Genomic DNA, 25622 nt, shown 5'->3' on the forward strand with positions numbered 1-25622 from the left:
ACCAATTCTATCATAAGAAGGAACCGGCTTCAAGCCTTTTGCCAAACTGATCGAAAAAATCCTGGCCCCTGTCATAGGGTGTAAGATAAAACTGTTTTAAAACGTACATGCTGACTTGATTTGCATAAGACTGGTCCTTATTTTCTTCCATTTTCCCTTCCAGCCGTTTCAGGAAAAAATGCCAGTCACACACAAACGTTTCATACCGTTTTACATCAGGGGTATCAATCCATTTGCGCACCTTGACCTTTGCCCTGTTTTCCATACTGCATTCATGGATCTGGAGAAAATACCGGAACCCCTCTTCTCCATAAATCCGTCCTAAAGGGAACAGGCGGCAGACGCCTGGACGGAAGCTGTGGATCCCGCATCGCCCTTCATGGTCCAGAAACCCGCACTTTTCTTCTTTTCCTCCCATTTTCAGATTGGGAAGCACGATCCCATCCACCACATGGAGTTCCAGCTTGTCCGCCAGCAGTGCCTCCAAAGTACAATGAAGATTTTCTGTCAGCCGGAAGCAGTCAAGGGGATCCAGGATGACTGACTGCCCCATCCCCTGGCAGCAGGACGAACAGCCTTTGCAGTCGCCGCAATCCGCCCTTACCATATCATTTAAGCCATATAATTTTCCATCTGAGATCTCTTTCCAATCGATTTCCCGTTTCATGAATGATTTTCCTCATTTCCGCCCATACTCCTTGGGCATAAAGGTATACCTGCAGAGTGTTTTCTCAGCTTTTTTCTTAACAAACATGGATATTCTACCATCTCTTGAACCTACATTCAATAATGATTCGTTTCTTTTTCTCAAAAAAATTAGCACTCACCTATTGACAGTGCTAACAATGTGTGTTATATTACATGTATAACAAGTAGAAATCCATCGGAAAAGCCGATGGCAAATAAATTACTTAAAAAAGGAGGAACTCTTTATGTTATTAGCCAGAAGAAACAACTTATTTGATGAATTTTTCAATGATCCGTTTTTTACGGATACCTATCACAACAGACAGTCCCTGATGAAGACTGACATTGAAGACGACGGAACCAACTATGTCATTGAAATTGAGCTTCCGGGCTATAAAAAAGAAGATGTTCGGGCCGAATTGAAAGACGGGTATCTGACCATTTACGCGGAAACTGTTTCTGAAAACGAGGTGAAGGATCAGAAAAATTATATCCGAAGGGAACGTTACAGCGGCTCTGTGAAAAGAAGCTTCTACGTAGGGTCCGGCCTGAAACAGGAAGATGTGAAGGCAGCCTTTGAAAACGGAATCTTAAAGCTGGTATTTCCAAAAGAAGCGCCAAAGCAGATCGAGGAAAACCGCTATATCGCCATTGAATAAATCAAACCGGTACGGACAAAAAGGGAAGGCCCTAAACAGAGGGTCTTCCCTTTTTGTCTGTACCAGTTAAAGAAGCTGATCAGCATTTATACTCTTTTAAAAATGCCGTAGTCACATATGCACCGCTTTTATAAGACTTTTTCTCCATGGCCTTCTCTGCTTCCAGCTTTACATTCATCCACATTTCCTCCGCAGCAATGGTCAAATGGGAAAGCATGATCCCTGTACCTATCTCCCGCATGGCAACAAGGGAAGATGAGGGCAGGAATTCCCTGCAGGAAAAAATATAGATCCTGTCATGATAAACGATAAAACGCCAGGGCTGGGTATTGATAGCCGACGGAGCAAGGCGGACAGCCTTTAGTATATTCTTCATGGATTCTCCTGCTTCTTCCTTAAACACACATAATTCCTTTAAAGGAAGCCGCTTGGCCGTCGCCGGGTCACGGTAAAGCAGGGTTTTAGGATAGCCGAAAGCCACTACGATCACCCGCTTCATCCCTGCAGGGACAGGCTCCGGGACCTTTGTGCTCCCCAGATAACAGGTTCCAAGCCCCTTACCTGTCATATACAAAAGCACATGCTCCAGCACATATCCCGCGTTTGCCAGGTACCCCTCCTTTTCCTCGGAGTAAAATGCCAGATAATAAGGTGCTTCCACTTTCCACAGCCCCTTAACAGGCAGGTGGTAATCCGGATTTTCACTTATCTCCATTTTGATCTGAATATCCCCGTGCAGCCTTGGTATATTATCACCGAAATAAAGGATGTCCTTTAACAGCTGTTCCGGGACCGGCTCCTTCTTAAATTTCCTGATCGATCTTCTTTTAAATATCATCTGATACAGATTCATACCTGCTCCCCTCTCCTCTATCCAACAATCAGCTTAAATAAGCCGGCTCATTTCCTCCAAAAGCCCGGCAAATACTGACAGCGCATCCTTCACCGGCTCCGCCGTCCCCATATCAACGCCGCACAGCTTTAAAAGGTCTATGGGCGTCATGGAATTTCCGCCGCTTAAAAATTCATAATAACCTTTGACCGCATTTTCATCCCCCGTAAGAATTCTGCTGCTGATGGCAATGGCAGCCGAAAACCCGGTGGCATATTGGTATACATAAAAAGGTGTGTAAAAATGCGGGATCCTGGACCATTCATAACCGATTTCCGAATCAACCACCATATCCGGACCAAAATATTCCTCATTCAGCCTGTGATATATCCTGCAAAGGACTTCCCCGGTGAGCACTTCGCCTTCCCCTGCGCGGCAATGAGCCTCTGCCTCAAATTCAGCAAACATGGCCTGCCGGTAAAGAGTTCCCCGGAAACTGTCCATAAAATGATTAACAAGGTAAGCCCGTTCCTTCTTATCTTCTGTTTTTTCCAATAAATGCCGGATGAGCAGCGCCTCATTACAGGTAGAAGCCACCTCTGCCACAAAGATCTTATATCCTGCGTCAATATAGGTCTGGTTTTTATCGGAAAACCAGCTGTGAAGGGCATGCCCCATCTCATGAGCCAGGGTGAAAACGCTGTCAAGTGTCCCGTTAAAGTTTAAAAGCACATAAGGATGGATCCCGTAAACTCCCCAGGAATAAGCGCCGCTCCGCTTTCCTTCATTCTCATATACATCGATCCACCGGTTGTCAAAGCCCTCCTTTAAAAGAGACAAATATTCTTCCCCAAGAGGCTTAAGGCCTTCCAGCACCATGGCCTTGGCTTCTTCAAAGGTGATTTTGTGTTCTTCCCTTGAAACCATGGGCACATAAAGGTCATACATATGAAGTTCATCCACTTTAAGAGCCTTTTTTCTGATGGATATATACTCATGGAGGCTGGGAAGGCCTTCATGAACTGCTTTTATAAGATTGTCATACACCTCTTCCGGAATTTCATTCTCTCCAAGAGAATGGGCTCTTGCAGAAGGGTAATTTCTTGCCTTGGCGTAAAAAGCCGCCTGTTTTACATTGGACGAAAAAGTACTTGCCAGGGTATTGACAAACTGCCCATAAACGCTGTACAGGGCTTCAAACGCGGATTTCCTCACCCTTCTGTCCTGCTTTTCCATGAGGGCAATATAATTTCCATGGGTAATCCTGACCGGCTGATTCTTTTCATCCATGATTTCAGGGAATTTCACATCAGCATTGTTAAACATATTAAAGATCTCCGAAGGGCCGGAGGTCGCTTCCATGGACTTTGCCAGCAGAGCTTCCATCGGAGCTGACAGAGTATGGGCTTTCTTCTTTAAGATGATCTCAAGAGTCCTGTCATAACGCTTCAGTTCCGGGGTGTCCTTCCGGTACTTAGCAAGGGTCTCTTCCGGCAGACTTAAGATTTCCGGCACCAAAAATGATGACAGCCCGGCCGCCTGATAGGAAAGGGATCTTGCCTTGGAGGAAAACTCCTGATATCTGGCATTGCCCGTATCCTCATCGGATTTCTGTTTCCCGTAAACAAACAGAGTTTCAATTTTCAGGGATATCTCCTCGTCAAATTTCAGACAGGAAAAAAGCATCTTGCCTGAGTCGGCCAGATGTCCCTCGTAACGCTTATAACCTGAAAGCGAGCTTTCTGTTTCACGGAATAAATCCTCCCATGCACTCTCAGACGGCAGAATATCCGCCAAGTTCCAGGTATCGCAAACCGGTATTTCTTCTCTCTTTTTCAAATAGATCCCTCCAACTGCTTCACTTGTGTTTATTCTATCACCCATATTTCAAAGAGACAATCAGCAATATGGAAAATATTTTATTGAATTTTCACATTTTTTTATTGTATTATATTATCGGATGCAAAAACGCTTTCGATAATAGGATGAACGGGCTAAAAGGCAGCTCTTTTATCTTCATTTGCGCTGCGAGTTCAGATAGACTACATTATGAAAACGAACAGGAGTCCTGCCATGAATATCATACGAACAAAAACCCCCAGCAATACCCAGAAAAACAGCCTGCTCCGCCTGCAGGAAACCTGCAGAAAGCATGACCATATTTCCCTCTCCTTTCCCATGGAAGAAGACTGTACTTTTTACTTATTATACGACGAAGACAGCCTCTTATCCGCTCTTTCCGCTTTTTTTAATGAAAACGGGGAATATGAATGTTATGCCTGCACCCTTCCGGCAAACAGGCGGAAGGGACATTTTGCCCTGCTTTTAGAAGAACTTTTAAAGGAATCCGGGGACATTGATCTGGTCTTTCCTGTGGATGAAACTTCTGAAGACACGGTCAGGACCCTTGACGCATTAGGAGCGGTCCTCTGGTATCAGGAGCACTTAATGGAGCTTACTGCCTCCGTTTTTTCTGAAACCGGTCCGGCAAAGAGCAACTGCCTTGCTGAGTCCCTTTCCTTATCCATTGCCCATGATCCGGAAGAAGGTCCCTCCCGATGTACGTTTCTGATGAATGGCAGCTCTGTCGGCTCCTGTTATCTTGATTTCCGGGGACAGTCCGCCTATTTTTACGGATTTGAAATTGCAGAGAATTTACGGAACCATGGTCTGGGAAGTGCCTGCCTTTTTCTGCTTCTGGAAACCTGTTTTTCACTGCCGGGACCGGAAAAACCTAAAAAGCTTTTTCTTCAGGTGTCCGGCCAAAACCTGCCTGCCATGGCATTATATAAAAAGGCAGGCTTTCAGATTACAGAAAGCCTGTCCTATTATATATATTAAACCCTATTTTATTTCCCGGACCATGCAGTACTGTTTTAACCGGAAACGCTTTTCCACAATGCAGAAAACCTTAAAACCGAAATGCTCATAGAATGATACATTACTTTCATTGTGTGTTTCTAAGGAAATCATGAGCTGATTCTCATCCGCATAGTTTATTGCCTCCCTTAACAGGAGGGACGATATTCCATGATGCTGCATGGCCGGCCGCACTGCCAGATAAATGATGTGCAGCCGTTTTTCCTGGTCAAGCTGGTCCGTCCATCTGGAATTTAAATAATCTCTTCCCTGGAAGAAATTCCAGAATGTCTTAAAGGAAGGATCCTCCTTTATCAGATAACCGTCTGTTTTTAACAGGGCGGCAGCTTCCGCCAGATAATAATGAAAGGCATTATAAGGCTGGGATTCGTCATCCACCACAAGGATCCCGTTGATTTCCGGGCTGTCGGCATATATTTCACAAGTCTCAAAAAATTCTTCCATATCACATTCAAATAATTCCGGGAGCAAACGGCTCCTGGTCTTTCCGTCAGGAATCAGTCTGCAGTAAAGCGGGTCCCCTGCAAAGCATTCCGTCAGCAATTCCTTTAATTTTTCCACATCTTCTTTTTGTACCCGGTACAATCGACCGCTTTCCATAATCTCAATCCTCTTCCATTTTTTTAACTCCGTACCATTTTTCATGATGTGCATCCATTTCTCTTCTCTTTCGTTTAAGTAGCTGCTTGTAATTCCCCCTTCATTATTATATAATATTATATATAAAAATTGTACAGCACTTTACTACAGAAAGGGCGGCAAAATGAGTATGATTGATATCAAAAAGTTCCTTGACCTAAGCGCCTTACAGAAAATCCAGGATCAATTTTACGAATCCACCGGCTTAGCGGCCGTTGTGGTGGATGCAGAAGGGAATTACATAACAAAGGGAAGTGGTTTTTCCGGTTCCTCCCATACAAACCCCACAGATTTTTCCACAGACATTATCATAAACGGGGAGAAGGCGGGAGCCATCATCGGCGGGCTTCCAAAGGAGTCTAAGAAAGACTCCTGTGGTGAGGAGTTTCAGACGGACCCAGTACAGTCCGAACGCATGATCCGGGCTTCTGCGCAAATGCTGGGGAACGTTATAAACCAGCTGGCTAATCTGGAATATATAAAAACCATTACCCAGAAAAGAAATGATATTTTTGATTCGGAGATAAGCAAAATTCAGAATTCCTTAAGTGAGGTAACAAACAAGACTCACGATCTCCAGAAAGTCGCTTCCATGGAAAGCATTCTGTCCATCAATGCCTCCATCGAAGCCGCCAGGGCAGGGGAAGCAGGGGTGGGCTTTGCCGTGGTAGCCAGAGAATTCGGAGATATTTCAAAGAATTCAGGATCCGTCTATCAAAGGATCCATGAACTTGTTAAAGAAATAGAAGATGCCGTAAGGAATTTAACGGAAATCAACTAAAAAAAGTGAGGAAAGCCTGCTGCAAAGCTCTTTCCTCACTTTTATCGTCTATTTATTCATCCCAGTTATGATAAGTGGCCTGTACGTCGTCCTCCACATCAAGAAGATCCATAATCCGGTTCATCTTTTTGATGGAATCCTCATCCGTCAGTTCCACCCATGTCTGGGGGATCATGGTGATGCCTGCTTCCACCATGGGAATGCCTGCTGCTTCCAGTGCCTCACGCACTCCGCTGAATTCCTCAGGTCCGGTAATTACCTCAAAGCTGTCCTCTTCCTCAGAAAAATCTTCTGCGCCCGCCTCCAGAGAAATCATCATCAGCTCATCAGGATCCATCTCACATTCTTCTTTATCAATGATGATCTGGCCTTTTTTATCAAACATAAAGGACACACAGCCGGGAGTTCCCACATTGCCGCCGCCTTTGGTAAATGCGTTTCTTACGTTTGCTGCAGTCCGGTTCTTGTTGTCTGTCAGCGTGTCTACGATGATTGCAACCCCATTAGGGCCGTATCCTTCGTATGTAATGGTTTCATAATTGACGGAGCCTGCATCGCCGGCTGCTTTTTTAATGCCGCGGTCAATGGTATCGTTGGGCATATTGTTGGCCTTTGCCTTTGCGATAATATCGCGGAGCCTACTGTTGTTTGCAGGATCTGGTCCGCCTTCTTTCACCGCTACCGCCAATTCTCTTCCGATGATAGTGAAAACCTTGCCTTTTGCAGCATCGTTTCTTTCTTTTTTGTGTTTAATATTTGCGAACTTTGAATGTCCTGACATTGTTTCCAACACTCCTTTTCTTTCTCTACTTCGTCCATATGATCTTTAAAAATCAACATCTTTCCTATTTTAGCACTATTTTTTTCATCTTGCAAGAAAAAATAATACACAGCCGCCGATTCTCCCTTTATTTGACAGGGAGCGCAGGCAGCTGTGCTGATTTTACACTTTTTCTACTAAGGATTCCTCATTGGCCTCCATTTTCCTAAGCTCCGGATCTTCCTCCTGCTTCTCTTCCGGTTCTTCCTTCCAGACCCGGATGGTGTGAATGATCTTATTCTCCACACGAAGGATTTTGAAACGGTATCCCAGAATGGACACCTCCGTTTCCTCCCCTTCCTGGGGAATCCGGTCCAGCCTTGAAATCAATAAACCATTGACCGTATCATAGGAGTCATAATCCTCCTCATCAAACTCAATGTTTAAGGTCTTTTCCACTTCTTCCAGGGGGGTCATGCCGCTTACCACATAGGAGCCATCCTCAGAAGGGACAATGTATTCTTCATCCACATCATATTCATCCATGATATTGCCCACGATTTCTTCCAAAATATCTTCCATCGTCACAATGCCCGCCGTCTGGCCGTATTCATCTACCACGATCACCATATGAATCTTTCTGGATTGCATTTCCTTAAACAGGGTATCAATGTTCCTGGTTTCCGGAATGAAATGAGCCTCTCTTAACAACCCTTCGATTTCACACAGCTGGCGGGATGCATTCCGTTTATTTTCCACAGCAATCAAAGCATCCTTCATATGAAGGATCCCAATAATGTCATCTACATCCTTTTTAAAAACCGGGTAGCGGGAATTAAATCCCTCTTTCAGTATAAAATTCACTGCCTCCCGGAGAGTGATCTCTCCGTCCAAAGCCACCAGGTTCTTCCGGTGAGTCATAATATCTCCGGCTTCCTTATCATTCAACTCAAAGATATTTGTGATCATCTCCGCTTCCCTGGCCTCTAAAACGCCCTGTTCATGGCCTTCGTTCACCATGGACATGATGTCCTCTTCTGTAACGTTCTCATTATCTGATGCCATATCGATTCCCATAAGCTTTAAAACGAAGTATGCCACCATATTTGCCAGCCAGGTAAATGGGAGGAGGGGAATCATGATGAGGGATACTGCAGGCAGCATCCGATAGCCCCATTTTTCAGGATTTTCCGCCGCACATCGTTTTGGAATAATGATGCCAAAACTGATCAAAAGCACAATCAGCAGCGCGGAAACCAGCAGAAGACTGATTAAGGATACCCACTGGCTGGGATAAACCCTGCCTCTGGAGAGAACCGTCTCCAGCCTTGCTCCCAGCTGTTCCAAAACAAAAGCTCCTGTTACCATGCCTATTAAATTAGTGGTGATCTGGATAGTATTTACAAACCTGGTAGGCCTGTTTACAATATGTAACAGCTGACCGGCTTTTTTACTACCCTCCTCCATCTGATGCTCCAGTTCGCTTGTATTCACGTTTTGGATCGCCGCTCCAAACCCATAGAATATTGCGTCCAGCACGATAAAAGCAATAAAAATAATCACGCGTAAAAGCGGATTGCCATCGTCCATTCTAAAAATCTACTCCTTTTGTCCATTATCATTCGTATTTTTTTCTCGTAACTATTTAGAAATATACCATCTTCTCAGTAATCCGTCAAGAAAGTTCGATTTGGTGAACTATGTATCCAGTTCCAGGCTCACCCTTAATGCACAGTCCACTTCCTGTTGAAGCTCGTCATCAATATGACAGATCTTTTCCTTCAGCCTCTGCTTATCAATGGTGCGAAGCTGCTCTAAAAGAATCACCGAATCCTTGATCATATCGCATTTTTTTGTATCCAGCTCCACATGGGTAGGAAGCTTTGCCTTGTTCATTCTTGAGGTAATTGCCGCACAGATTACGGTAGGGCTGTGCTTATTACCTATATCGTTTTGTATAATAAGAACCGGACGGATACCACCCTGTTCAGAGCCTACCACCGGCCTTAGATCGGCATAATAAATGTCTCCACGTCTGATTATCACACTCTCACACTCCGTCAATTATTTAGGAAGCTCGATTCGCCTTAAAGCTCACCGAACGGCTGATTTGCTGAATTTTGGCTGTACAACCCTTGCTTCAATTAACAAATCACGCCTAAGTCTAGTATTGACCTTCTTTGACTCGTGTATTCACTTAAGTTTTTCCGCCGCATACCTTATCATATGTTTTGGACATGGAGTTTGTTATCAGACCCTGCAAAACCCTTCATAAGAATCATTGAAATAATCTTTCGTGCCAATGACCCGGCCCTTTTCTATGTAAATGCGGGGCACCCGCTTGCCGATATCGCAGACGATCTCATAGTGGAAGCCGCCGCCTACCCTGGCCAGCTCTTCTACCGTAATCTCTTCATTTCCCTGCCTGCCGATTAAAACCACCTCATCCTCTTCCTCTGCTCCATGAATTCCGGTCACATCCACCATAAACTGATCCATACAGACCCTCCCCAGGATCTTAGCCCGCTGTCCCCTGATAAGCACTTCCCCTTTTCCGGAAAGGTTTCTTGGATAGCCGTCACCGTATCCAACGGGAATAGTAGCGACCGTCATTTCCCGGTCAGCAGTAAAGGTTCCTCCATAGCTTACGGAAGTTCCCGGCTCAATGGTTTTCACATAGGAGATAAAGCTTTTTAATTCCATAGCAGGCTCCAGCTTTACCGTGTTCCTGTCAACTTCCTCCGAGGGATAAATGCCGTAAAGGGATATTCCTGCCCGTACCGCATGAAAGTTGGCCTTCTGCACATCCAGGATCCCGGCGCTGTTGGAGCAGTGAAGGATAGGAATGGTGATCCCTCTCTCAGTGAGCATTGTCACGAACTTTTCGTACTTTTCAATCTGTTTATCTGTGGCTTCCTTATTCCTTTCATCCGCCTTTGCGAAATGAGTGAACAGCCCTTCCACTGCAATTCCCGGAAGGCTGCAGATTTTTGCAGCCTCATCCGCCGCTGCCTCTGTTACCGGATATCCGATCCGGCTCATGCCCGTATCCACTACCAGATGGACGACTGCTTTTTTTCCTTCCTTTTCTGCCAGACAGGAAAGGCGTTCCGCCCGTTTCAGCTGAAATACCGCAGAGCTGATTTCATTTTCCACCAAAAGGCCGTATCCATCCAAGGGCACTACGCCCAGGACCAGAATGGGCTTTTTGATCCCGTGTTTTCTTAAGATCACGCCTTCCTCCACGGTCGCCACCGCATATCCCCACACATAAGGATCTATGGCCCAGGCTATGGGAACCGCTCCGTGGCCGTATCCGTCGGATTTCACAACACCGATCATCCTGGTCCCTTCCTTTAAATTTGCCTTCATGGCTTCCATGTTGTGCCCAATGGCATCCAAATCCACTGTCTCATAAACTCTGCTGTATAATTTCATCTCTCTGTTACCTCGTTTGTCCCTGCCATATTGAATGTATCTCTTCTGCCAGCTCCCTGGCAAGAAGACTGTGATCTCCCTGTTTCTCTCTTACCATGTCTCCTGTACGGCCATGAAGCCATATGCCAAAAGCCGCTGCATCCGACTCTTCTAAGCCAAGGGCCAGAAGCCCGGCTATAATCCCTGTCAGCACATCTCCTGAACCGGCTTTTGCCATGGCGCTGTTGCCGCTTCCATTGATATAGGTCCTCTGATCCTTTAACGCTCCAATGGTCGCCGCATCCTTCAGCACACAGGTGATGCCGAACCGGTCCGCATATTCCCTGGCAGTTGCCACCAAGTTTTTCCTTATGGTTCCCACAGAACTGCCGGTTAGCCTTGCCATCTCTCCTAAGTGAGGCGTCACAATGATGTTTTCCGTGAAATAGCTGGTTAGTTCCGGGTTTGAAGCGATGGCTCCCAGGCCATCTGCATCCAGAATAATGGGAACATATGCATTTGCAAGGACTTCCTCCACCAAATTCCTCACATAGACTTCCTGCCCAAGCCCAGGCCCCAGAACAATTGCGGTGGCCCACTCACACTGCTTTACCAGCAGCTCTTTAAATCCTGCCGTACATGCCTCTGCCTCTTTTGCGTCGTAGGTGGTGATGATGGCTTCCGGAAGCCCTGTCTGGAGGATGGTCCTGTTTTCCTCTACAGTAAAAATCTTCACCAGCCCTGCCCCTGTCCGGTAAGCGGCAAGGGCGCTTAAATAAGCGGCTCCGCTCATGTTTTTCGATCCAGCCACAACAAGGACCTTTCCAAAGGTCCCTTTATTGGAATAAGCCGGGCGTTTAGGGAGCTGTTCCTCATCCCCTGGATCCAGAGTAAAAAATTCCGGTTTAAGGCGTTCCAGGCTTTTGCCCGGAAAACCGATGTCAGCCACAAGAACCTTTCCGCCGTATTCTTTTCCGGGATACAGCATGGTCCCCAGCTTTTCATAGCCAAAGGTGACGGTCACATCCGCCTTTAAGGCAATGCCCATGACCTGTCCCGTATCGGAATGAATGCCTGAGGGAATATCCACTGCCACCGTAAATTCCGGCCTGTAGAAAAAAACTGCCTCAATGATTTCCCGGTATTTACCAAGGATCTCCCGGTCCAGCCCCACGCCAAAAAGCGCGTCAATGAGAATATGGATGGAGCCGGGTTTAAAATCAGGGAATTCCACCAGATGGACGCCCGTATGCTCTGCAATGGAAACCTGAGTAAGATATTCACCGCTTCCCTTTTCCCTTCCTCCTGCAAGCAAGGCTGACACTGCATATCCTTTTAAATGCAGCATTCTGGCAGCTGCGACTCCGTCCGCCCCGTTATTGCCGTTTCCGCATAAGACCCATATCCGGTCCGTCTTTTTCCCGTATTTTACTACTTCTTCTGTAACCGCCAGGGCTGCCCGTTCCATAAGCACCAGAGAGGGGATCCCCACCTTCTCTATGGTATAGCGGTCCACCTCCTTCATCTGTCCTCCTGTTACCAGATATCTCATATTTCTCCCGCCTTTCCTTATTATAGCCCATGCTTTCTGGGCAGGGTCCACCCCGCTCCATCGGGTGTAAAGGTATACCCGTAGGGTGTTTCCTTAAACCTTGTCATAGAAAAACTACCGGCAGCGAAAAGTCTCCCCTTCACCTGCCGGCAGGCATGTTACCCCTTTTTTTCAGCTTGCTTGTTTTTTTCTTCCTCGTTCTGATCCTGCATGTTACAGACCCGGTAAGACAGCCGCATCAGGCTTTCCGATAAGTGGACATTTTCCACCACCACATCATCGGGCACGCTAAGATCCGTATGAGCAAAATTCCAGATCGCCTTGATCCCTGCCTTTACAAGGCGGTCCGCAATCTCCGGTGCCTTTGTCTTTGGAATGGTCAGAGCAGCAATCTGAACATCATTGTCCTTTACAAACTGCTCCAGATCATCTACGCTGCGGATCTCAATTCCACGGACCACAAGGCCGATCAGCCGTGGATTGATATCAAACATTCCTTTAATGAGGAAGCCACGTTTTTCAAAATTTGCATAATTGGCAATTGCCTGACCTAAATTTCCAGCGCCTATGATAACGATATTATGCTGCCTGTCAATTCCCAGTATCTTCCCGATCTCTGCATATAAATATTTTACATTATAGCCATAACCCTGCTGGCCGAACCCGCCGAAATTATTCAAATCCTGGCGGATTTGGGAAGCGGTCACTTTCATTCTGTTGCTTAACTCATTGGAGGAAATACGTTCCACTCCATCTTCCATTAACTCGCCCAGATACCGGTAATATCTCGGAAGCCTGGTAATCACTGCTTTGGAAATTTCTCTCTCTGACACTTCTTCACCTTCTTTAACTTATAATTAAACTAAGATCATTATAACTGCATGACAAAATAATGTCAAACGGGTTTTGTGATTGTATCCTTGAAAAAAGCAAGGACCTATATTATACTAGTTCTGTTGCCTTACATTTATACAGGGAGAGAACGCCTTTCGGTATACCTTTGTACCCTTCGGGTATACCTTTATGCCCTGAAAAACAGGCAGGAAAGAGGAAACGAGACATGATTTTGTCATGCAGTAATATAAGCAAAGCATTTGGAAGCAATGAGGTGATCAAGCACGCTTCCTTTCATATAGAAGACCATGAAAAAGCGGCAATTGTCGGGATCAACGGCGCCGGAAAATCCACTCTTTTAAAGATCATCATCGGAGAGCTTCCCGCAGATGAAGGAGATGTGGTGGTTTCCAAGGGAAAATCCATCGGTTATTTGGCGCAGCACCAGGACCTGTCCGGAGAGCGGACCGTTTATGAGGAGGTTCTGGAAACCAAACGGCCTATTATGGATATGGAGGCGCGGATCCGCCGGCTTGAGGTAGATATGAAGCATGCAGCCGGAGATGAGCTTGAGTCCATGCTCGCCGCCTACAGCCGGTTAAACCATGAATTTGAGCTGTTAAACGGCTATGCCTATGAAAGTGAAGTAACAGGAGTGTTAAAAGGCCTGGGATTTACGGAAGAGGAATTTCATAAACCTGTCACAGCACTATCCGGGGGCCAGAAGACTCGGGTGTCCTTGGGCCGCCTTCTCCTCACCAAACCGGATATTATCCTCCTGGACGAGCCAACCAACCACCTGGATATGGAGTCCATTGCCTGGCTGGAAGGATATCTGCTCAATTATGACGGCAGCGTTATCATCGTTGCCCATGACCGTTATTTTCTGAACCGGGTGGTCACAAAGATCATTGAACTGGATAACGGCCTTATGACCGTATATCAGGGAAATTACACCGATTACAGCGGAAAGCGGGCTATGATACGGGAAGCCCAGATGAAAGCATATATAAACCAGCAGCAGGAAATCAGGCATCAGGAAGAGGTCATTGCCAAATTAAAGTCCTTTAACAGGGAAAAATCCATCCGGAGGGCGGAAAGCCGGGAAAAGATGCTGGATAAAATTGAAATGCTGGAAAAACCATCGGAAATAAACGATGAAATGCGGATCCGACTGGAGCCCAATATCATCAGTGGGAACGATGTTCTCACCGTCCGTGGGCTGAAAAAAGCATTTGAACAGAACCTGCTTTTTGATGACATTAATTTTGAGGTAAAACGCGGGGAACGGATAGCTATCATTGGTGGCAACGGAACCGGAAAGACCACCATACTAAAAATATTGAACGGTATTTTAGAACCGGATGAAGGAGAAATCGCCTTAGGCTCCAAGGTACATATCGGCTATTATGACCAGGAGCACCAGGTGCTTCACATGGAAAAAACACTGTTTGACGAATTGCAGGATACGTATCCTTCCATGAACAACACACAGATCCGTAACATCCTGGCAGCCTTTCTATTCACCAGAGACGATGTATTTAAGCGGGTAAAGGATTTAAGCGGCGGGGAACGGGGCAGGGTATCCTTAGCAAAGCTGATGCTTTCCGAAGCCAACTTCCTCATTCTGGACGAACCAACCAACCATTTGGATATTACTTCAAAGGAAATTTTAGAGGATGCCCTGGTCAATTATACCGGGACCATTCTGTACGTGTCCCATGACCGTTATTTCATCAACAAAACTGCTACCAGAATCCTGGATTTAACCAACCAGACCCTGGTCAATTATATCGGAAATTACGACTACTATCTGGAAAAGAAAGAGATCATGACGAATTTGTATGCTGCTCCTCCTTCTTCCGTAAAGGCCGTTTCCCAGGAAGAGACTTCCGAGACAAAGCTGGACTGGAAAACGCAAAAGGAAGAACAGGCCCGCCTTCGCAAGCGCCAGAATGATCTAAAGAAAACAGAGGATGAAATCCACCAATTAGAAACAAGGGATGGAGAAATCGATGAAGCTCTGGGAAAAGAAGAGATTTTTACCGATGTCTCAAAGCTGATGGAACTTAATAAAGAGAAAGAAACCATCAGGCTGCGGCTGGAAGAACTTTATGAGCTGTGGGAAGAGCTGGCGGAATAAAGGGTCAAAAAATGGAAAGCTGTCTTGGGACAGCCTTCCATTTTTTAATCTGCCTTACCCGGCATACAATATTCTCTTTAAAATCTCCGTTACCTGGGGCGCCTCCTCTTCCATCTCTTCTCTGGTAGAAGAACTCTCCACATAAGCTGACACCAGCTTTCCAAAATAAAACATCATGTCATCTGAAAAATAATCCGGTATATCCACGAAATCCTCCACCGAAACCCTGCTCATGAGCAGATCCGTGGCATCCTGGCTGGAACTGCCGTAGCAGCCGGAGGCATAACCGATATATTCTCCAAAAGCTGCTGTTAAATCTTCCGGCAGGCATATTTTTATTTTTTTATAATTGGTATCCAGTTTATGGCACACATAATAAATACCGCTTTCTGTCATTGGAGCAGAAAAATACCGTTTTCCGGGATAATAGATGATCTCCCACCCCTGATCAATAAACTTCTTTATCCAATCTCTTGGGATGTTCTTGGTTGCCTCCGTAAAGACATCCCTCACCTCAGAAGACAAAGAAGAGGAAGTTTTCTTTCCGTCAATGGTGATATCGAATTCTTTGTTTCTCTGGCCGCTTTCGTCCATATAGAAAAGGCCAACGTACTGATTGGCCGCCATCTGTCCATTATCAAAGAAATAATACCGTTTCCCTGATATAGTCTTATAGCCGGAAGCCGCCATCTCTCCTTTTATGGAAAACCAGTACCAGCTTCCGTCTGTCTCCTGGTACCACCCCCTCTGGGCTGTGCCATCTTCCTTATAATAATGCCATTTCTCTTCCTCGTCGTTATAACACCAGCCAAGTATCAGCTCCCCTGTCTCGGAAAAGCAGTAATTCATCCCGCTGATCCTTGTCCAATCAGAAGCCATATATCCTTCATGGTTAAAGTAATACCAATATCCGTTGATTTCTTCCCAGCAGTTTTTTTTAAGTTCTCCCGCGGCATTGACGTATCTCCAGCCGTCGGGCTCCTCCTGCCACTGCCAGTCCGATAATGCCGCCTGCTGGCTTTCGCTTTCTTCCTGTATCATCTCTTCTGCTGCCATAGAAGTCATCATGCTTCCCAGGGTGAGAATAATACCTGCTGCCGCTATCCATCGTTTCCTCAAGAGTTTTGCACTCCTTCCAGGCCTTCCGTTTTTTATATTTAAAATATTACTATATTTCCAAGGAAAAGTACAGGTTTCAAATTTAAAGTTTTTATGAACAAAAAGCTCTTCTTCCTATTTTTCTTTTTATAGGCTATAATAGTAAAAAATAAACATGTTCAGAAAGCGAGGTAATTCCCGTGAAATGGAAACGTTTCCTGGCCATGGCCGGACTGTTGCTCATTCTCGCCATGTACGCCATTGCCCTTATATCAGCCTTTTCCCATAGCCCGGAATCAAAAAACTGGCTTATGGCCGCTATTATTTCATCTGCGGTTATTCCTATTCTTCTTTATGCTGTTCAGCTGGTCGCCCGTGTGCTTAAGCCGGACAAAACTGACCCGGATCCTTCAGGAAGCAATAAGCAATCATGACCGGTACAGTTGCAGCATCTGTCATCTCTTTTGTCAGCACGAATATAGATAATATCTTTGTAATGATGCTGCTTTATGCTCAGGTAGATGAAAAACTAAAAAAGAAGCATATTGTCATTGGACAATATCTGGGACTTGCTGTTTTGGTTTTGATCAGTATATTAGGTGCTTTCGGCTTGAACTTTGTTCCGCAAGAATATATCGGCTTTCTTGGACTGCTCCCCATAGCTTTAGGAGTCAGGGAATGGATCAATTATAAAATCAAAAAACGCCTCCCTGCAGCTCAATGCCACGGGATTGACAGGAAAGCAGAAACAATCAATGAGGAGCAGATAAAGAATATTTCATTATCACCCGGTAAGGAATATAGCAGACTGCAATATGTATTAATAAAAGCAAAGTGCGCGATATTCCATGCAGTTAATCCTGAGATATTTAGCGTTGTGGTTGTTGCTGTTTCAAATGGAGCGGATAACATAGGCGTATATATCCCTCTCTTCACCGGATACTCCATCATGCAGATCGTTGTGACTATGACCGTATTTTTTCTTATGATGGCATTATGGTGCTTATTGGGCAGTACCATTACTGATTTTCCCAGAATAACGGCCGCAATACAAAAGCATAAGCATGCTGCCGTGCCAATCATTTTCATTGGACTAGGTGTTTATATTTTCATCAAAAGCGGTTTGATCGGGACGATTTAAAACCACATGGTTCCACACTTTTCTTGCTCAGCAGGGCCGCGGCTCATAATAAAAAACGGAGAACAGAAAAAAAGCAGGCGCTCTTTTCCTTGTTCTCCATTTTTATAGTTCCCCGTCAGATTATCTGCGGTAAATGATTTCGTCTCTTCCCGGTCCGTTGGAAACCATGGTAATCGGTGTTTCCATTTCTTTTTCAATGAATTCTATATAATTCCTGCAGTTTTCCGGAAGATCTTCATAGGTCTTAATTCCCCGGATCTCACATTTCCAGCCAGGAAGGGTGGTGTATACCGGTTTTGCCCTGTTAAGCTCTATGGTCGTAGGGAAGTCCTTTGTAACCTTTCCGTCGATCTCATAGCCTACACATATATGAAGCTCATCAAGGTATCCCAGCACGTCAAGAACGGTGAGGGCAACCTCCGTAGAACCCTGGATACGGCAGCCATACCTGGATGCAACCGCATCAAACCAGCCCATACGTCTTGGCCTTCCGGTGGTTGCGCCGTATTCGCCGCCGTCGCCTCCGCGCCGTCTTAACTCGTCCGCTTCATCTCCGAATATTTCACTGACAAACGCACCAGCCCCTACTGCACTGGAATAAGCTTTTACAACGGTGGTAATATTCCTGATCTCATAGGGCGGAATTCCTGCGCCGATGGCACCGTATGCCGCCAGAGTAGAGGAAGAGGTAACCATGGGATAAATACCGTGGTCAGGATCCTTTAAAGAGCCCAGCTGGCCTTCCAAAAGAATGTTCTTGCCTGCTTTTATGGCCTCATGAAGGTATTTGGATACATCGCATACATAAGGCTTCACCATTTCACGGTATTCCTGCAGAGTCTTAAATAGCTCTGCCGGGTCAATGGACGGCTTGTGATAAAGGTGTTCCATCAAAACATTCTTTGTTTCACAAACCCGTTCCACCTTCTCTTTTAAAGATTCTTCATCAAAAAGCTCGCTGACCTGAAATCCGATCTTTGCATATTTATCTGAATAAAATGGAGCAATCCCTGATTTTGTGGAACCAAAGGACTTTTTGCCCAGGCGCTCTTCCTCATACTGGTCAAACAGAATGTGGTACGGCATCAGGATCTGGGCACGGTCTGAAACCAGAACATCAGGCTTTGGAACGCCCTTGCTTACGAGATCCTCAATTTCCTTTACCAGAAACGGGATATTTAATGCCACACCATTGCCGATGATGCTGGTTGTATGATTATAGAATACACCGGAGGGCAGAAGATGAAGGGCGAATTTGCCATAGTTGTTAATGATGGTATGCCCGGCATTGCTGCCTCCCTGGTAACGGATGATAATATCCGATTCCTTTGCCAGCATATCCGTGATCTTGCCTTTTCCTTCGTCGCCCCAGTTGGCGCCTACGATTGCTCTTACCATTTGAATGTTCCTCCTTCGAGTGAAAAATACCATTTACTTACTTATGATAGCGCAAGATCGTCCATAAGTAAAATCAATATTATTTATGTTTGGCATAATCTCAAATTATATTACTTGTCATCAGCTGCAACAGGCGCTTCCCGGCCGGGGATACGGGCGTTTTGCTGTCAGTGACAATGGTAAAATGGCGTTTCGGCATTTCGTCCCGGAACTTCAACTCCACAAGATTTCCCTTTTCCAGCTCCATCTGTGCAAACCCTGACATCACGCAGCCTATTCCCAGATTCCGCATGGCAAACTGGACGATCATATCACTGGTGGAAAGCTCAAACTCCGGTTCCACCGCTATACCGTGGCCTGCCAGATACTCATCCATGAATGTCCTGGTGCTGGTGTTTTTTTCGAGAAAAATGCAGGGCAGATCCTTTAAAATCTCATAATCCAGTTCCTGATCCTTTAAATAGCGGAACTTATCCCCTGCCACAAAGACGTTCCTGATTTCCTTTACATCGGTCCGCTTGACCTCGCTCTTTGCTTCAAAAGGAGTGCTGACTACCCCGAAATCGATTTTGCCGTCGTATAAATACCGCAGCGTTTCAGGTGTCGGCCCGTTGGAAACTCTCACCTTGATACCAGGATACAGCTCATGGAATTTCTCCAGATACGGCAGAAGATAAAACTGAAGGGTCATATCACTGGCCCCGATGCACACCTCGCCTGTATCCAAATCCTTCAGCCTGTTTAACATACTTTCCCCACGCCAGATATTTTCTAAACCGGATTTTACATATTTGTAGAAAAATTCTCCCTCCCGTGTCAGACGGACCCCTTTGGAAGTCCGCAAAAAAAGCTGACTGTCCATGGATTTTTCCAGCTGTCTTACCGCCTGGCTCACTGCCGGCTGGGAAATACACAGCTTCTCTGCCGCAAGGGTAATGCTTTCAAGCTGGGCGACATAATAAAATACCTTGTAATATTCCAAATTGCTGCTCATGGATCCCTCCTGATATGAAAAATCGAGAAAAACACAGGCAGACTTCATAAAATCCCTGATGTCTGCCTGTAAGCTTTTTATACGTGAATCTCTGCCTTCAGCCCAAGAAGCTCCCTGTTTTCATCAAGAAGGGGGGTTACCACCTCATCTAAATAAGCTGTCACCTGGGCAGGGGCACAGCCAACATATCGTTTGGGATCCATGCTCTTTTTTAAGTCCTCCAGGGAAAGATTAAAGGATGGGTCGGCTGCGATAAGCTCCAGTAAATTGTTGTCAAGGCCATTGACCTTCACATTCCGGCCTGCTTCCATGGACAGTTCCCTGATCCGTTCATGAAGCTCCTGCCTGTCTCCGCCTGCCTTTACCGCATCCATCATGATGTTTTCCGTAGCCATGAAAGGCAGCTCAGCCATCATGTGCTTCTCAATGACCTTGGGATATACTACAAGCCCATCCACGACATTTAAATAAAGGTCCAGAATTCCGTCGATTGCCAGAAAACCTTCCGGAATACTTAAGCGCTTATTGGCAGAATCATCCAGAGTTCTCTCAAACCACTGGGTGGAAGAAACCAGCATGGGGTTCATCACATCTGCCATAACATAATTGGAAAGGGAAGCCATCCGTTCGCTTCTCATGGGATTGCGTTTGTAAGCCATGGCAGAAGAACCGATCTGACTTTTTTCAAAGGGCTCTTCCACTTCTTTTAAGTGCTGAAGAAGGCGGATATCATTGGAAAATTTATGAGCGCTCTGAGCAATGCCTGCCAGCACATTGACCACTCGGCTGTCCACCTTTCTGGAATAGGTCTGGCCGGAAACCGGATAGCAGCCGGAAAAACCCAGTTTCTCCGCGATCATGGCATCCGCCCTTCTCACCTTGTCCATATCTCCGTCAAACAGTTCCAGGAAGCTGGCCTGCGTCCCTGTGGTGCCCTTGGAGCCAAGAAGCTGAATGGAACCGATCATATAGTCTAAGTCTTCTAAATCCATGGTCAGATCGTGAAGCCATAGGGTGGCTCTTTTTCCCACAGTTGTAGGCTGGGCAGGCTGGAAATGGGTGAAAGCCAGGGTGGGTAAGTCCTTATATGCGTCAGCAAACTTAGCCAGTTCATCGATCACATTGATGAGTTTTCTTCGAACCAGTTTCAGTGCTGACCTCATGATAATAAGATCCGTATTATCTCCCACATAACAGGAGGTTGCTCCTAGATGGATAATTCCCTTGGCCTTCGGACACTGGACGCCGTATGCATATACATGAGACATGACATCATGGCGGACCTCTTTTTCCCTCTGTACCGCCACATCGTAATTGATCTCATCCTGATAGGCTTTTAATTCCTCTATCTGCTCCTCTGTAATAGGAAGTCCCAGTTCCTTTTCCACTTCCGCCAGGGCGACCCACAGCTTTCTCCATGTCTTAAATTTTCTGTCCGGAGAAAAGATGTACTGCATCTCCTTACTGGCATAGCGCTCAGACAGCGGGCTTTGGTATCTATCTGTCATGTTCTCAATATTCCTCCTTAGGGTTTTTATTTATCTTCATAATAGCATATTTTTTGTGTCATGAAAAGAGAAAGCAGGAACCGCCTGCGGGCCTGTTCAACTGTGGCCAGCCCGGCGGTCCCGGCTCTGATAATAAACTTTTTACTCGCTGTACTCTCCCCGGATATCCTCTTTTGGCGGTTCTATGGGATAATTTCCGCTGAAACAGGCGTTGCAGATGGGAAGCCCTTCTGCCATTTCTTCCAGCCGGTCAGTCCTTAAGTAAGATAAAGAATCCGCTCCCAGAATAATCCGGATTTCCTCAATGGTCCTGTTATGTGCGATCAGCTGTTCCTCGTTGGGTATGTCGGTCCCAAAATAGCAGGGATGGAGAAACGGAGGGGAACTGATCCTCACATGAACCTCCTTTGCCCCTGCTTCCCGAAGCATGTTGACAATAAGGGCGCTGGTGGTTCCTCTGACAATGGAATCGTCGATCATAATGACACGCTTTCCCATCACAGCTTCTTTCAGCACATTGAGCTTAATCCTGACCGATGATTCCCGGTTGCTCTGCTTTGGTTTAATGAATGTCCTGCCAACATAGGAATTCTTTACAAAGGCAGTCCCATAAGGAATCCCGGACTGAAGGGAATACCCCAGTGCTGCTGCATTTCCTGATTCCGGTACTCCAACCACAAGATCCGCTTCCACCGGAGAATCCATTGCCAAAGCGCGTCCGGCACACATCCTGGAGTGATAGACGCTGACACCGTCAAAGACACTGTCCGGCCTTGCAAAATATATATATTCAAAAATACACCTGGCTTCCTTTGATTTGTCCTCAGGACAGAGGCTTGTATCAGAAACAATTCCCGCCTTTGTTATGGTCACGATCTCTCCCGGGCGGACATCCCGTATAAATTCTGCGCCAATGGTATCAAGGGCACAGCTTTCCGATACCAGAATATAAGCATTATCACGTTTTCCAATGCACAGCGGCTTAAATCCAAAAGGATCCCTGGCTCCAATCATTTTACGCGGGCTCATAATAACAAGGGAATAAGCCCCCTTGATCTTTTTCATGGCATTTGCCACTGCAGCTTCGACTGTGGCAGCATTTACCCTTTCCCGGGCAATGTGATAAGCGATCACCTCTGTATCAATGGTCGTCTGAAATATGGCTCCGTTATATTCAAGCTCACGTCTCAGCTCCGGTGCATTGACCAGATTGCCGTTATGAGCCATGGCCAGGGTCCCTTTTAAGTAATTGAGTACAAGCGGCTGGGCATTTTCCCTCGTACTGCTGCCCGCAGTCGAATAACGAACATGGCCTACGCCAATGTTGCCGTGGAGGTTTTCTAAAATTTCCGGTGTAAAGACCTCGTTGCATAACCCCATCCCCTTATGGGCGCTTACCTTTCCCATGGGGCCTTCTGTATCGCTGACCGCAATTCCGCAGCTTTCCTGGCCTCTGTGCTGTAACGCAAACAATCCATAATAAATGGTAGAAGCAACGTCGCCTCCGTCAAAATCGTACATTCCGAATACGCCGCACTCCTCATGTAACTCTTCCTCAAAATTAAAATCCCATTCGTTATTCATCAGATGTCTTTCCTCTTTCCTGTCCATGGTTTTTGGGCAAAGCCCGCCCCCTTGAGAGTCTGCCCCGCTTTATGGGGCATCGGGCGTAAAGGCATACCCCCAGGGTGTTTCCTCCCTGTGCTGTTTACCTGATGCCAAGACGGCGGAATACTTCCTCGTATGCGTCCTCCACGCCTCCCAAATCCCTGCGGAAACGGTCCTTATCCAGCTTCTCATGGGTATCCTTATCCCACAGCCTGCATGTGTCAGGAGAGATCTCATCAGCCAGAATGACCTGCCCGTGATAACGGCCGAATTCAATCTTAAAATCGATCAAATCAATGTTTAAACCGTCAAAATATTCTTTCAGTACTTCGTTTACCTTAAAGGCATATTCCGTGATTTTATCAATCTCTTCCTGAGTTGCCAGCTCTAAGGCCAAAGCATAATAGTCGTTGATGAACGGGTCACCTAAGTCGTCATTTTTATAACTGAATTCAAGAGTCGGGCAGGCAAATTTTATGCCTTCTTCCATACCCATCTTCTTGGCAAAGCTTCCTGCGGAGTAGTTTCTGATGATTACTTCAAGAGGCACGATCTCCACTTTCTTTACAACGGTCTCACGGTCGTTTAACTCTTTCACCAGATGGGTGGGAACGCCTTTTGCTTCCAGCTTCTTGAAGATAAAGTTGGTCATCCGGTTGTTGACCGCGCCCTTTCCTACAATGGTGCCTTTTTTAAGGCCATTAAATGCTGTGGCATCGTCTTTGTATGAAACAATCAATATATCCGGATCTTCCGTTGTATAAACCTTCTTCGCTTTTCCCTCATACAGCAATTCTTTTTTCTCCACAATAGCCACCTGTCCTTTTCTGAATTAATTTATAAGTTTTTCAAATAAAACTACGGTGTTTCAGTAGAAATTATAATACAGTAAAAATGGGATTGCAACTGGTTTTATTATTATAAATACTTATGACCACCATGGGATTTTGTTTCTCAATCAGGCCCCTGAAGGATCACACGCTCCACCTTCTGCCACAGCTTAACCGTGCCTTCCTTCCAGTCAAAAGAAACTCCCTGTTCCCTTGTTTCCCCGGTTTTCCGGCCCCAGAAGTCTTCCGACGTCACTTCCTTCTCCTCAGCCATTTCCTGTCCGGCAAGGAGAAAGGCGGGAACATTGCTCCCCGCAATTTCTTCATGGAACAGGGAAATCACTGCTCCTTCCACAACGAGGAAAAGAATCAGACTCTTTCTTATGCGCATGTTTCTGGCCTCTCCGTTGGGAATAAACCGTTTAAGACTTCTCCAGGGCTTTTTCCTCTTTTTATTATACCTCTGATATTTAAAATAATCAAATTTCCCTTTCATATATCTTCTGCCTCTCTGCCAAGCAGGCCATGTTATTTTTTTAACATTTTTATTGGATAACTGTCCGGAATATGGGCGTTTAAACAAAAATCAAAAGAAATGCCTTAAAATACGGCAAGATATGTCTTGTTTCCATTATAACTTATATTAAAAAAAGCTTCAAGCATTGATTCCATGCCTGAAGCTTTTTTTCAACCTTCTTATTATTGAGCCTTTGTAGCATCAGTGGTTGGCTGGCCATTGCTTTCCCCTGTGATTTTGTCAACCCCTTTTTCTACATCATCAACGACTCCGTTAACCACACCAGTGCTCTCATCAGCACCTGTTGTAGCTCCTGCAGCAGTAGTTTCTTTTGTCGTCGTTGCTGCTGTTGTCTGGGTTGTTGCCGCTGTAGTACCTGCTGAAGTTCCATCATTTCCCTTCGTGGTGCCGCAGGCAGTCATACACATTACTGCCATGATGACAATAAGTGTAATTGCATATGGTTTTATTCTCTTCATAATACATTCTCCTTTCATTTTCTACGATTAGTATGTGTAAAGGATGAACGAATTATGGTGGAAGATATTGGAAAATTTATGAATCTATTACATCTTTCATGGAATATAATCCCGGAGCTTTTCCTGCCAGAAACTTTGCCGCAGAAACGGCTCCTTTTGCAAAAATAGCCTTGGAATAAGCGGTGTGATGAAAGGTGACAATCTCATCCTTTCCCGCAAAAATCACATCATGTTCTCCAACAATGGTTCCTCCGCGGACAGACTGAATCCCCATCTCTTTTTTGTCTCTGGCCTTCCTTACCTGGCTTCTGTCATAAACATAATGATATTCCTGATCCATGGCCTCATTGATGGAATCTGCCAGGGCAAGGGCTGTTCCGCTGGGGGCATCCAGCTTTTTATTGTGATGTTTTTCCAGTATTTCAATGTCAAATCCTGCAGCAGCAAGGACCTGGGCCGCATCTTTTACCAGCTTCATAAGCAGGTTCACTCCAAGAGACATATTGGCAGACTTAAGGACAGCAACATGATTTGCAGCCTCTTCCAGCTTTTTCATCTGTTCTTCTGAAAGGCCGGTGGTACAAACTACCACAGGTATTTTCTTCCTTACGCTGTATTCAAGAAGACCCTCCACCGCTTTGGCAGAGGTAAAATCCACGATCACATCCGCCTCCGCGTCACAGGCCTCAAGAGACGGAAATACCGGATACGGATTCTGGCCGGCATCATTGGGATCAATACCCGCAACAATGGTTAAATTTTTTTCCTCTGCCGCAATCCCGGTCACCACCTGGCCCATGGCCCCGTTACAGCCGTGCATTATCATCCTAATCATGTTTCCTCTTTCCTGCCCACGCTTTCTGGG

25 protein-coding genes are annotated in these 25622 nt (G+C 45.8%); 6 read left to right on the forward strand and 19 right to left on the reverse strand.

Features of this window, described 5'->3' with window-relative positions; translation table 11 throughout:
* Window positions 1–10: 10 nt before the first annotated feature.
* On the reverse strand, window positions 11–667 hold the full coding sequence (locus tag K401_RS0127670) for a YkgJ family cysteine cluster protein (RefSeq protein WP_024295991.1): 657 nt from the start codon (window positions 665–667) through the stop codon (window positions 11–13).
* 265 nt (window positions 668–932) lie between these two features.
* Between K401_RS0127670 and K401_RS0127675 the strand changes: the two genes are divergently transcribed.
* The gene (locus K401_RS0127675; RefSeq protein WP_024295992.1) at window positions 933–1346 is read left to right on the forward strand and encodes an Hsp20/alpha crystallin family protein; all 414 of its coding nucleotides are present in this window, start codon (window positions 933–935) and stop codon (window positions 1344–1346) included.
* A gap of 79 nt (window positions 1347–1425) precedes the next feature.
* Here the strand turns inward: K401_RS0127675 and K401_RS0127680 are convergent, their stop codons facing one another.
* Both K401_RS0127680 and pepF read right to left on the reverse strand, forming a co-directional pair.
* Window positions 1426–2199 (reverse strand): nitroreductase family protein, encoded by a 774-nt coding sequence (locus K401_RS0127680; RefSeq protein WP_024295993.1) that lies wholly within the window; start codon window positions 2197–2199, stop codon window positions 1426–1428.
* Between the two features lie 33 nt (window positions 2200–2232).
* Complete coding sequence (pepF, locus tag K401_RS0127685) at window positions 2233–4017, reverse strand: oligoendopeptidase F (RefSeq protein WP_024295994.1); 1785 nt, start codon at window positions 4015–4017, stop codon at window positions 2233–2235.
* A 234-nt stretch (window positions 4018–4251) separates the two neighbouring features.
* Between pepF and K401_RS0127690 the strand changes: the two genes are divergently transcribed.
* A complete protein-coding gene (locus K401_RS0127690; protein WP_024295995.1) occupies window positions 4252–5019 on the forward strand; it encodes a GNAT family N-acetyltransferase in 768 nt (255 codons plus the stop codon).
* Window positions 5020–5022: 3 nt separating this feature from the next.
* Here K401_RS0127690 and K401_RS0127695 read toward each other — a convergent pair whose 3' ends face one another.
* Window positions 5023–5658, reverse strand: coding sequence for a GNAT family N-acetyltransferase (locus tag K401_RS0127695; RefSeq protein ID WP_024295996.1), 636 nt, complete (start codon window positions 5656–5658; stop codon window positions 5023–5025).
* Between the two features lie 169 nt (window positions 5659–5827).
* Here K401_RS0127695 and K401_RS0127700 point away from each other — a divergent pair, with 169 nt between their 5' ends.
* Entirely contained in the window at window positions 5828–6478 is a 651-nt protein-coding gene (locus tag K401_RS0127700; RefSeq protein ID WP_024295997.1) for a methyl-accepting chemotaxis protein, read from the forward strand.
* Window positions 6479–6530: 52 nt separating this feature from the next.
* On the opposite strand, the gene K401_RS0127705 is transcribed toward K401_RS0127700, so the two are convergent.
* The 6 genes from K401_RS0127705 to K401_RS0127730 all read right to left on the reverse strand — a co-directional run bounded on the left by K401_RS0127705 (window position 6531) and on the right by K401_RS0127730 (window position 13040).
* On the reverse strand, window positions 6531–7259 hold the full coding sequence (locus K401_RS0127705) for a YebC/PmpR family DNA-binding transcriptional regulator (RefSeq protein WP_024295998.1): 729 nt from the start codon (window positions 7257–7259) through the stop codon (window positions 6531–6533).
* A gap of 162 nt (window positions 7260–7421) precedes the next feature.
* Window positions 7422–8828: a hemolysin family protein gene (locus K401_RS0127710; protein WP_024295999.1), complete on the reverse strand. Its 1407-nt coding sequence runs from the start codon at window positions 8826–8828 to the stop codon at window positions 7422–7424.
* 108 nt (window positions 8829–8936) lie between these two features.
* On the reverse strand, window positions 8937–9284 hold the full coding sequence (locus K401_RS0127715) for a type II toxin-antitoxin system PemK/MazF family toxin (protein WP_013272276.1): 348 nt from the start codon (window positions 9282–9284) through the stop codon (window positions 8937–8939).
* A gap of 204 nt (window positions 9285–9488) precedes the next feature.
* Window positions 9489–10676, reverse strand: coding sequence for an alanine racemase (alr, locus tag K401_RS0127720; RefSeq protein WP_024296000.1), 1188 nt, complete (start codon window positions 10674–10676; stop codon window positions 9489–9491).
* A gap of 7 nt (window positions 10677–10683) precedes the next feature.
* Window positions 10684–12207, reverse strand: coding sequence for a bifunctional ADP-dependent NAD(P)H-hydrate dehydratase/NAD(P)H-hydrate epimerase (locus K401_RS0127725; RefSeq protein ID WP_024296001.1), 1524 nt, complete (start codon window positions 12205–12207; stop codon window positions 10684–10686).
* 158 nt (window positions 12208–12365) lie between these two features.
* Entirely contained in the window at window positions 12366–13040 is a 675-nt protein-coding gene (locus tag K401_RS0127730) for a redox-sensing transcriptional repressor Rex (RefSeq protein ID WP_024296002.1), read from the reverse strand.
* Window positions 13041–13267: 227 nt separating this feature from the next.
* On the opposite strand from K401_RS0127730, the gene abc-f reads away from it, so the two are divergent.
* Window positions 13268–15184 carry a ribosomal protection-like ABC-F family protein gene (gene abc-f, locus K401_RS0127735; RefSeq protein ID WP_024296003.1) on the forward strand — a complete coding sequence of 639 codons (1917 nt, stop codon included), beginning with the start codon at window positions 13268–13270 and terminating at the stop codon, window positions 15182–15184.
* Between the two features lie 54 nt (window positions 15185–15238).
* On the opposite strand, the gene K401_RS0127740 is transcribed toward abc-f, so the two are convergent.
* Window positions 15239–16303 carry an N-acetylmuramoyl-L-alanine amidase family protein gene (locus K401_RS0127740; protein ID WP_024296004.1) on the reverse strand — a complete coding sequence of 355 codons (1065 nt, stop codon included), beginning with the start codon at window positions 16301–16303 and terminating at the stop codon, window positions 15239–15241.
* Between the two features lie 179 nt (window positions 16304–16482).
* Here K401_RS0127740 and K401_RS0127745 point away from each other — a divergent pair, with 179 nt between their 5' ends.
* Together K401_RS0127745 and K401_RS0127750 are read left to right on the forward strand one after the other, a co-directional pair.
* Window positions 16483–16716 (forward strand): hypothetical protein, encoded by a 234-nt coding sequence (locus tag K401_RS0127745; RefSeq protein WP_024296005.1) that lies wholly within the window; start codon window positions 16483–16485, stop codon window positions 16714–16716.
* A complete protein-coding gene (locus K401_RS0127750) occupies window positions 16713–17423 on the forward strand; it encodes a cadmium resistance transporter (protein ID WP_024296006.1) in 711 nt (236 codons plus the stop codon). The genes K401_RS0127745 and K401_RS0127750 overlap by 4 nt, the downstream gene beginning before the upstream one ends.
* 120 nt (window positions 17424–17543) lie before the next feature.
* On the opposite strand, the gene K401_RS0127755 is transcribed toward K401_RS0127750, so the two are convergent.
* The 8 genes from K401_RS0127755 to dapB form a co-directional block, all read right to left on the reverse strand.
* Window positions 17544–18821: an adenylosuccinate synthase gene (locus tag K401_RS0127755; RefSeq protein WP_024296007.1), complete on the reverse strand. Its 1278-nt coding sequence runs from the start codon at window positions 18819–18821 to the stop codon at window positions 17544–17546.
* A 100-nt stretch (window positions 18822–18921) separates the two neighbouring features.
* Window positions 18922–19815, reverse strand: a complete 894-nt coding sequence (locus tag K401_RS0127760; RefSeq protein ID WP_024296008.1) for a LysR family transcriptional regulator — start codon at window positions 19813–19815, stop codon at window positions 18922–18924.
* Between the two features lie 77 nt (window positions 19816–19892).
* Window positions 19893–21323 carry an adenylosuccinate lyase gene (gene purB / locus K401_RS0127765; RefSeq protein WP_024296009.1) on the reverse strand — a complete coding sequence of 477 codons (1431 nt, stop codon included), beginning with the start codon at window positions 21321–21323 and terminating at the stop codon, window positions 19893–19895.
* A 141-nt stretch (window positions 21324–21464) separates the two neighbouring features.
* Window positions 21465–22907 (reverse strand): amidophosphoribosyltransferase, encoded by a 1443-nt coding sequence (purF, locus tag K401_RS0127770; protein WP_024296010.1) that lies wholly within the window; start codon window positions 22905–22907, stop codon window positions 21465–21467.
* A 124-nt stretch (window positions 22908–23031) separates the two neighbouring features.
* The gene (gene purC / locus K401_RS0127780; protein ID WP_024296011.1) at window positions 23032–23739 is read right to left on the reverse strand and encodes a phosphoribosylaminoimidazolesuccinocarboxamide synthase; all 708 of its coding nucleotides are present in this window, start codon (window positions 23737–23739) and stop codon (window positions 23032–23034) included.
* A gap of 146 nt (window positions 23740–23885) precedes the next feature.
* Window positions 23886–24257 (reverse strand): hypothetical protein, encoded by a 372-nt coding sequence (locus K401_RS0127785; protein ID WP_024296012.1) that lies wholly within the window; start codon window positions 24255–24257, stop codon window positions 23886–23888.
* 203 nt (window positions 24258–24460) lie between these two features.
* On the reverse strand, window positions 24461–24757 hold the full coding sequence (locus tag K401_RS0127790) for a hypothetical protein (RefSeq protein WP_024296013.1): 297 nt from the start codon (window positions 24755–24757) through the stop codon (window positions 24461–24463).
* A 76-nt stretch (window positions 24758–24833) separates the two neighbouring features.
* Window positions 24834–25592: a 4-hydroxy-tetrahydrodipicolinate reductase gene (gene dapB / locus K401_RS0127795; RefSeq protein ID WP_024296014.1), complete on the reverse strand. Its 759-nt coding sequence runs from the start codon at window positions 25590–25592 to the stop codon at window positions 24834–24836.
* Window positions 25593–25622: the final 30 nt, after the last annotated feature.

It is taken from the genome of Lacrimispora indolis DSM 755, from assembly GCF_000526995.1.
Classification (GTDB): domain Bacteria; phylum Bacillota; class Clostridia; order Lachnospirales; family Lachnospiraceae; genus Lacrimispora; species Lacrimispora indolis.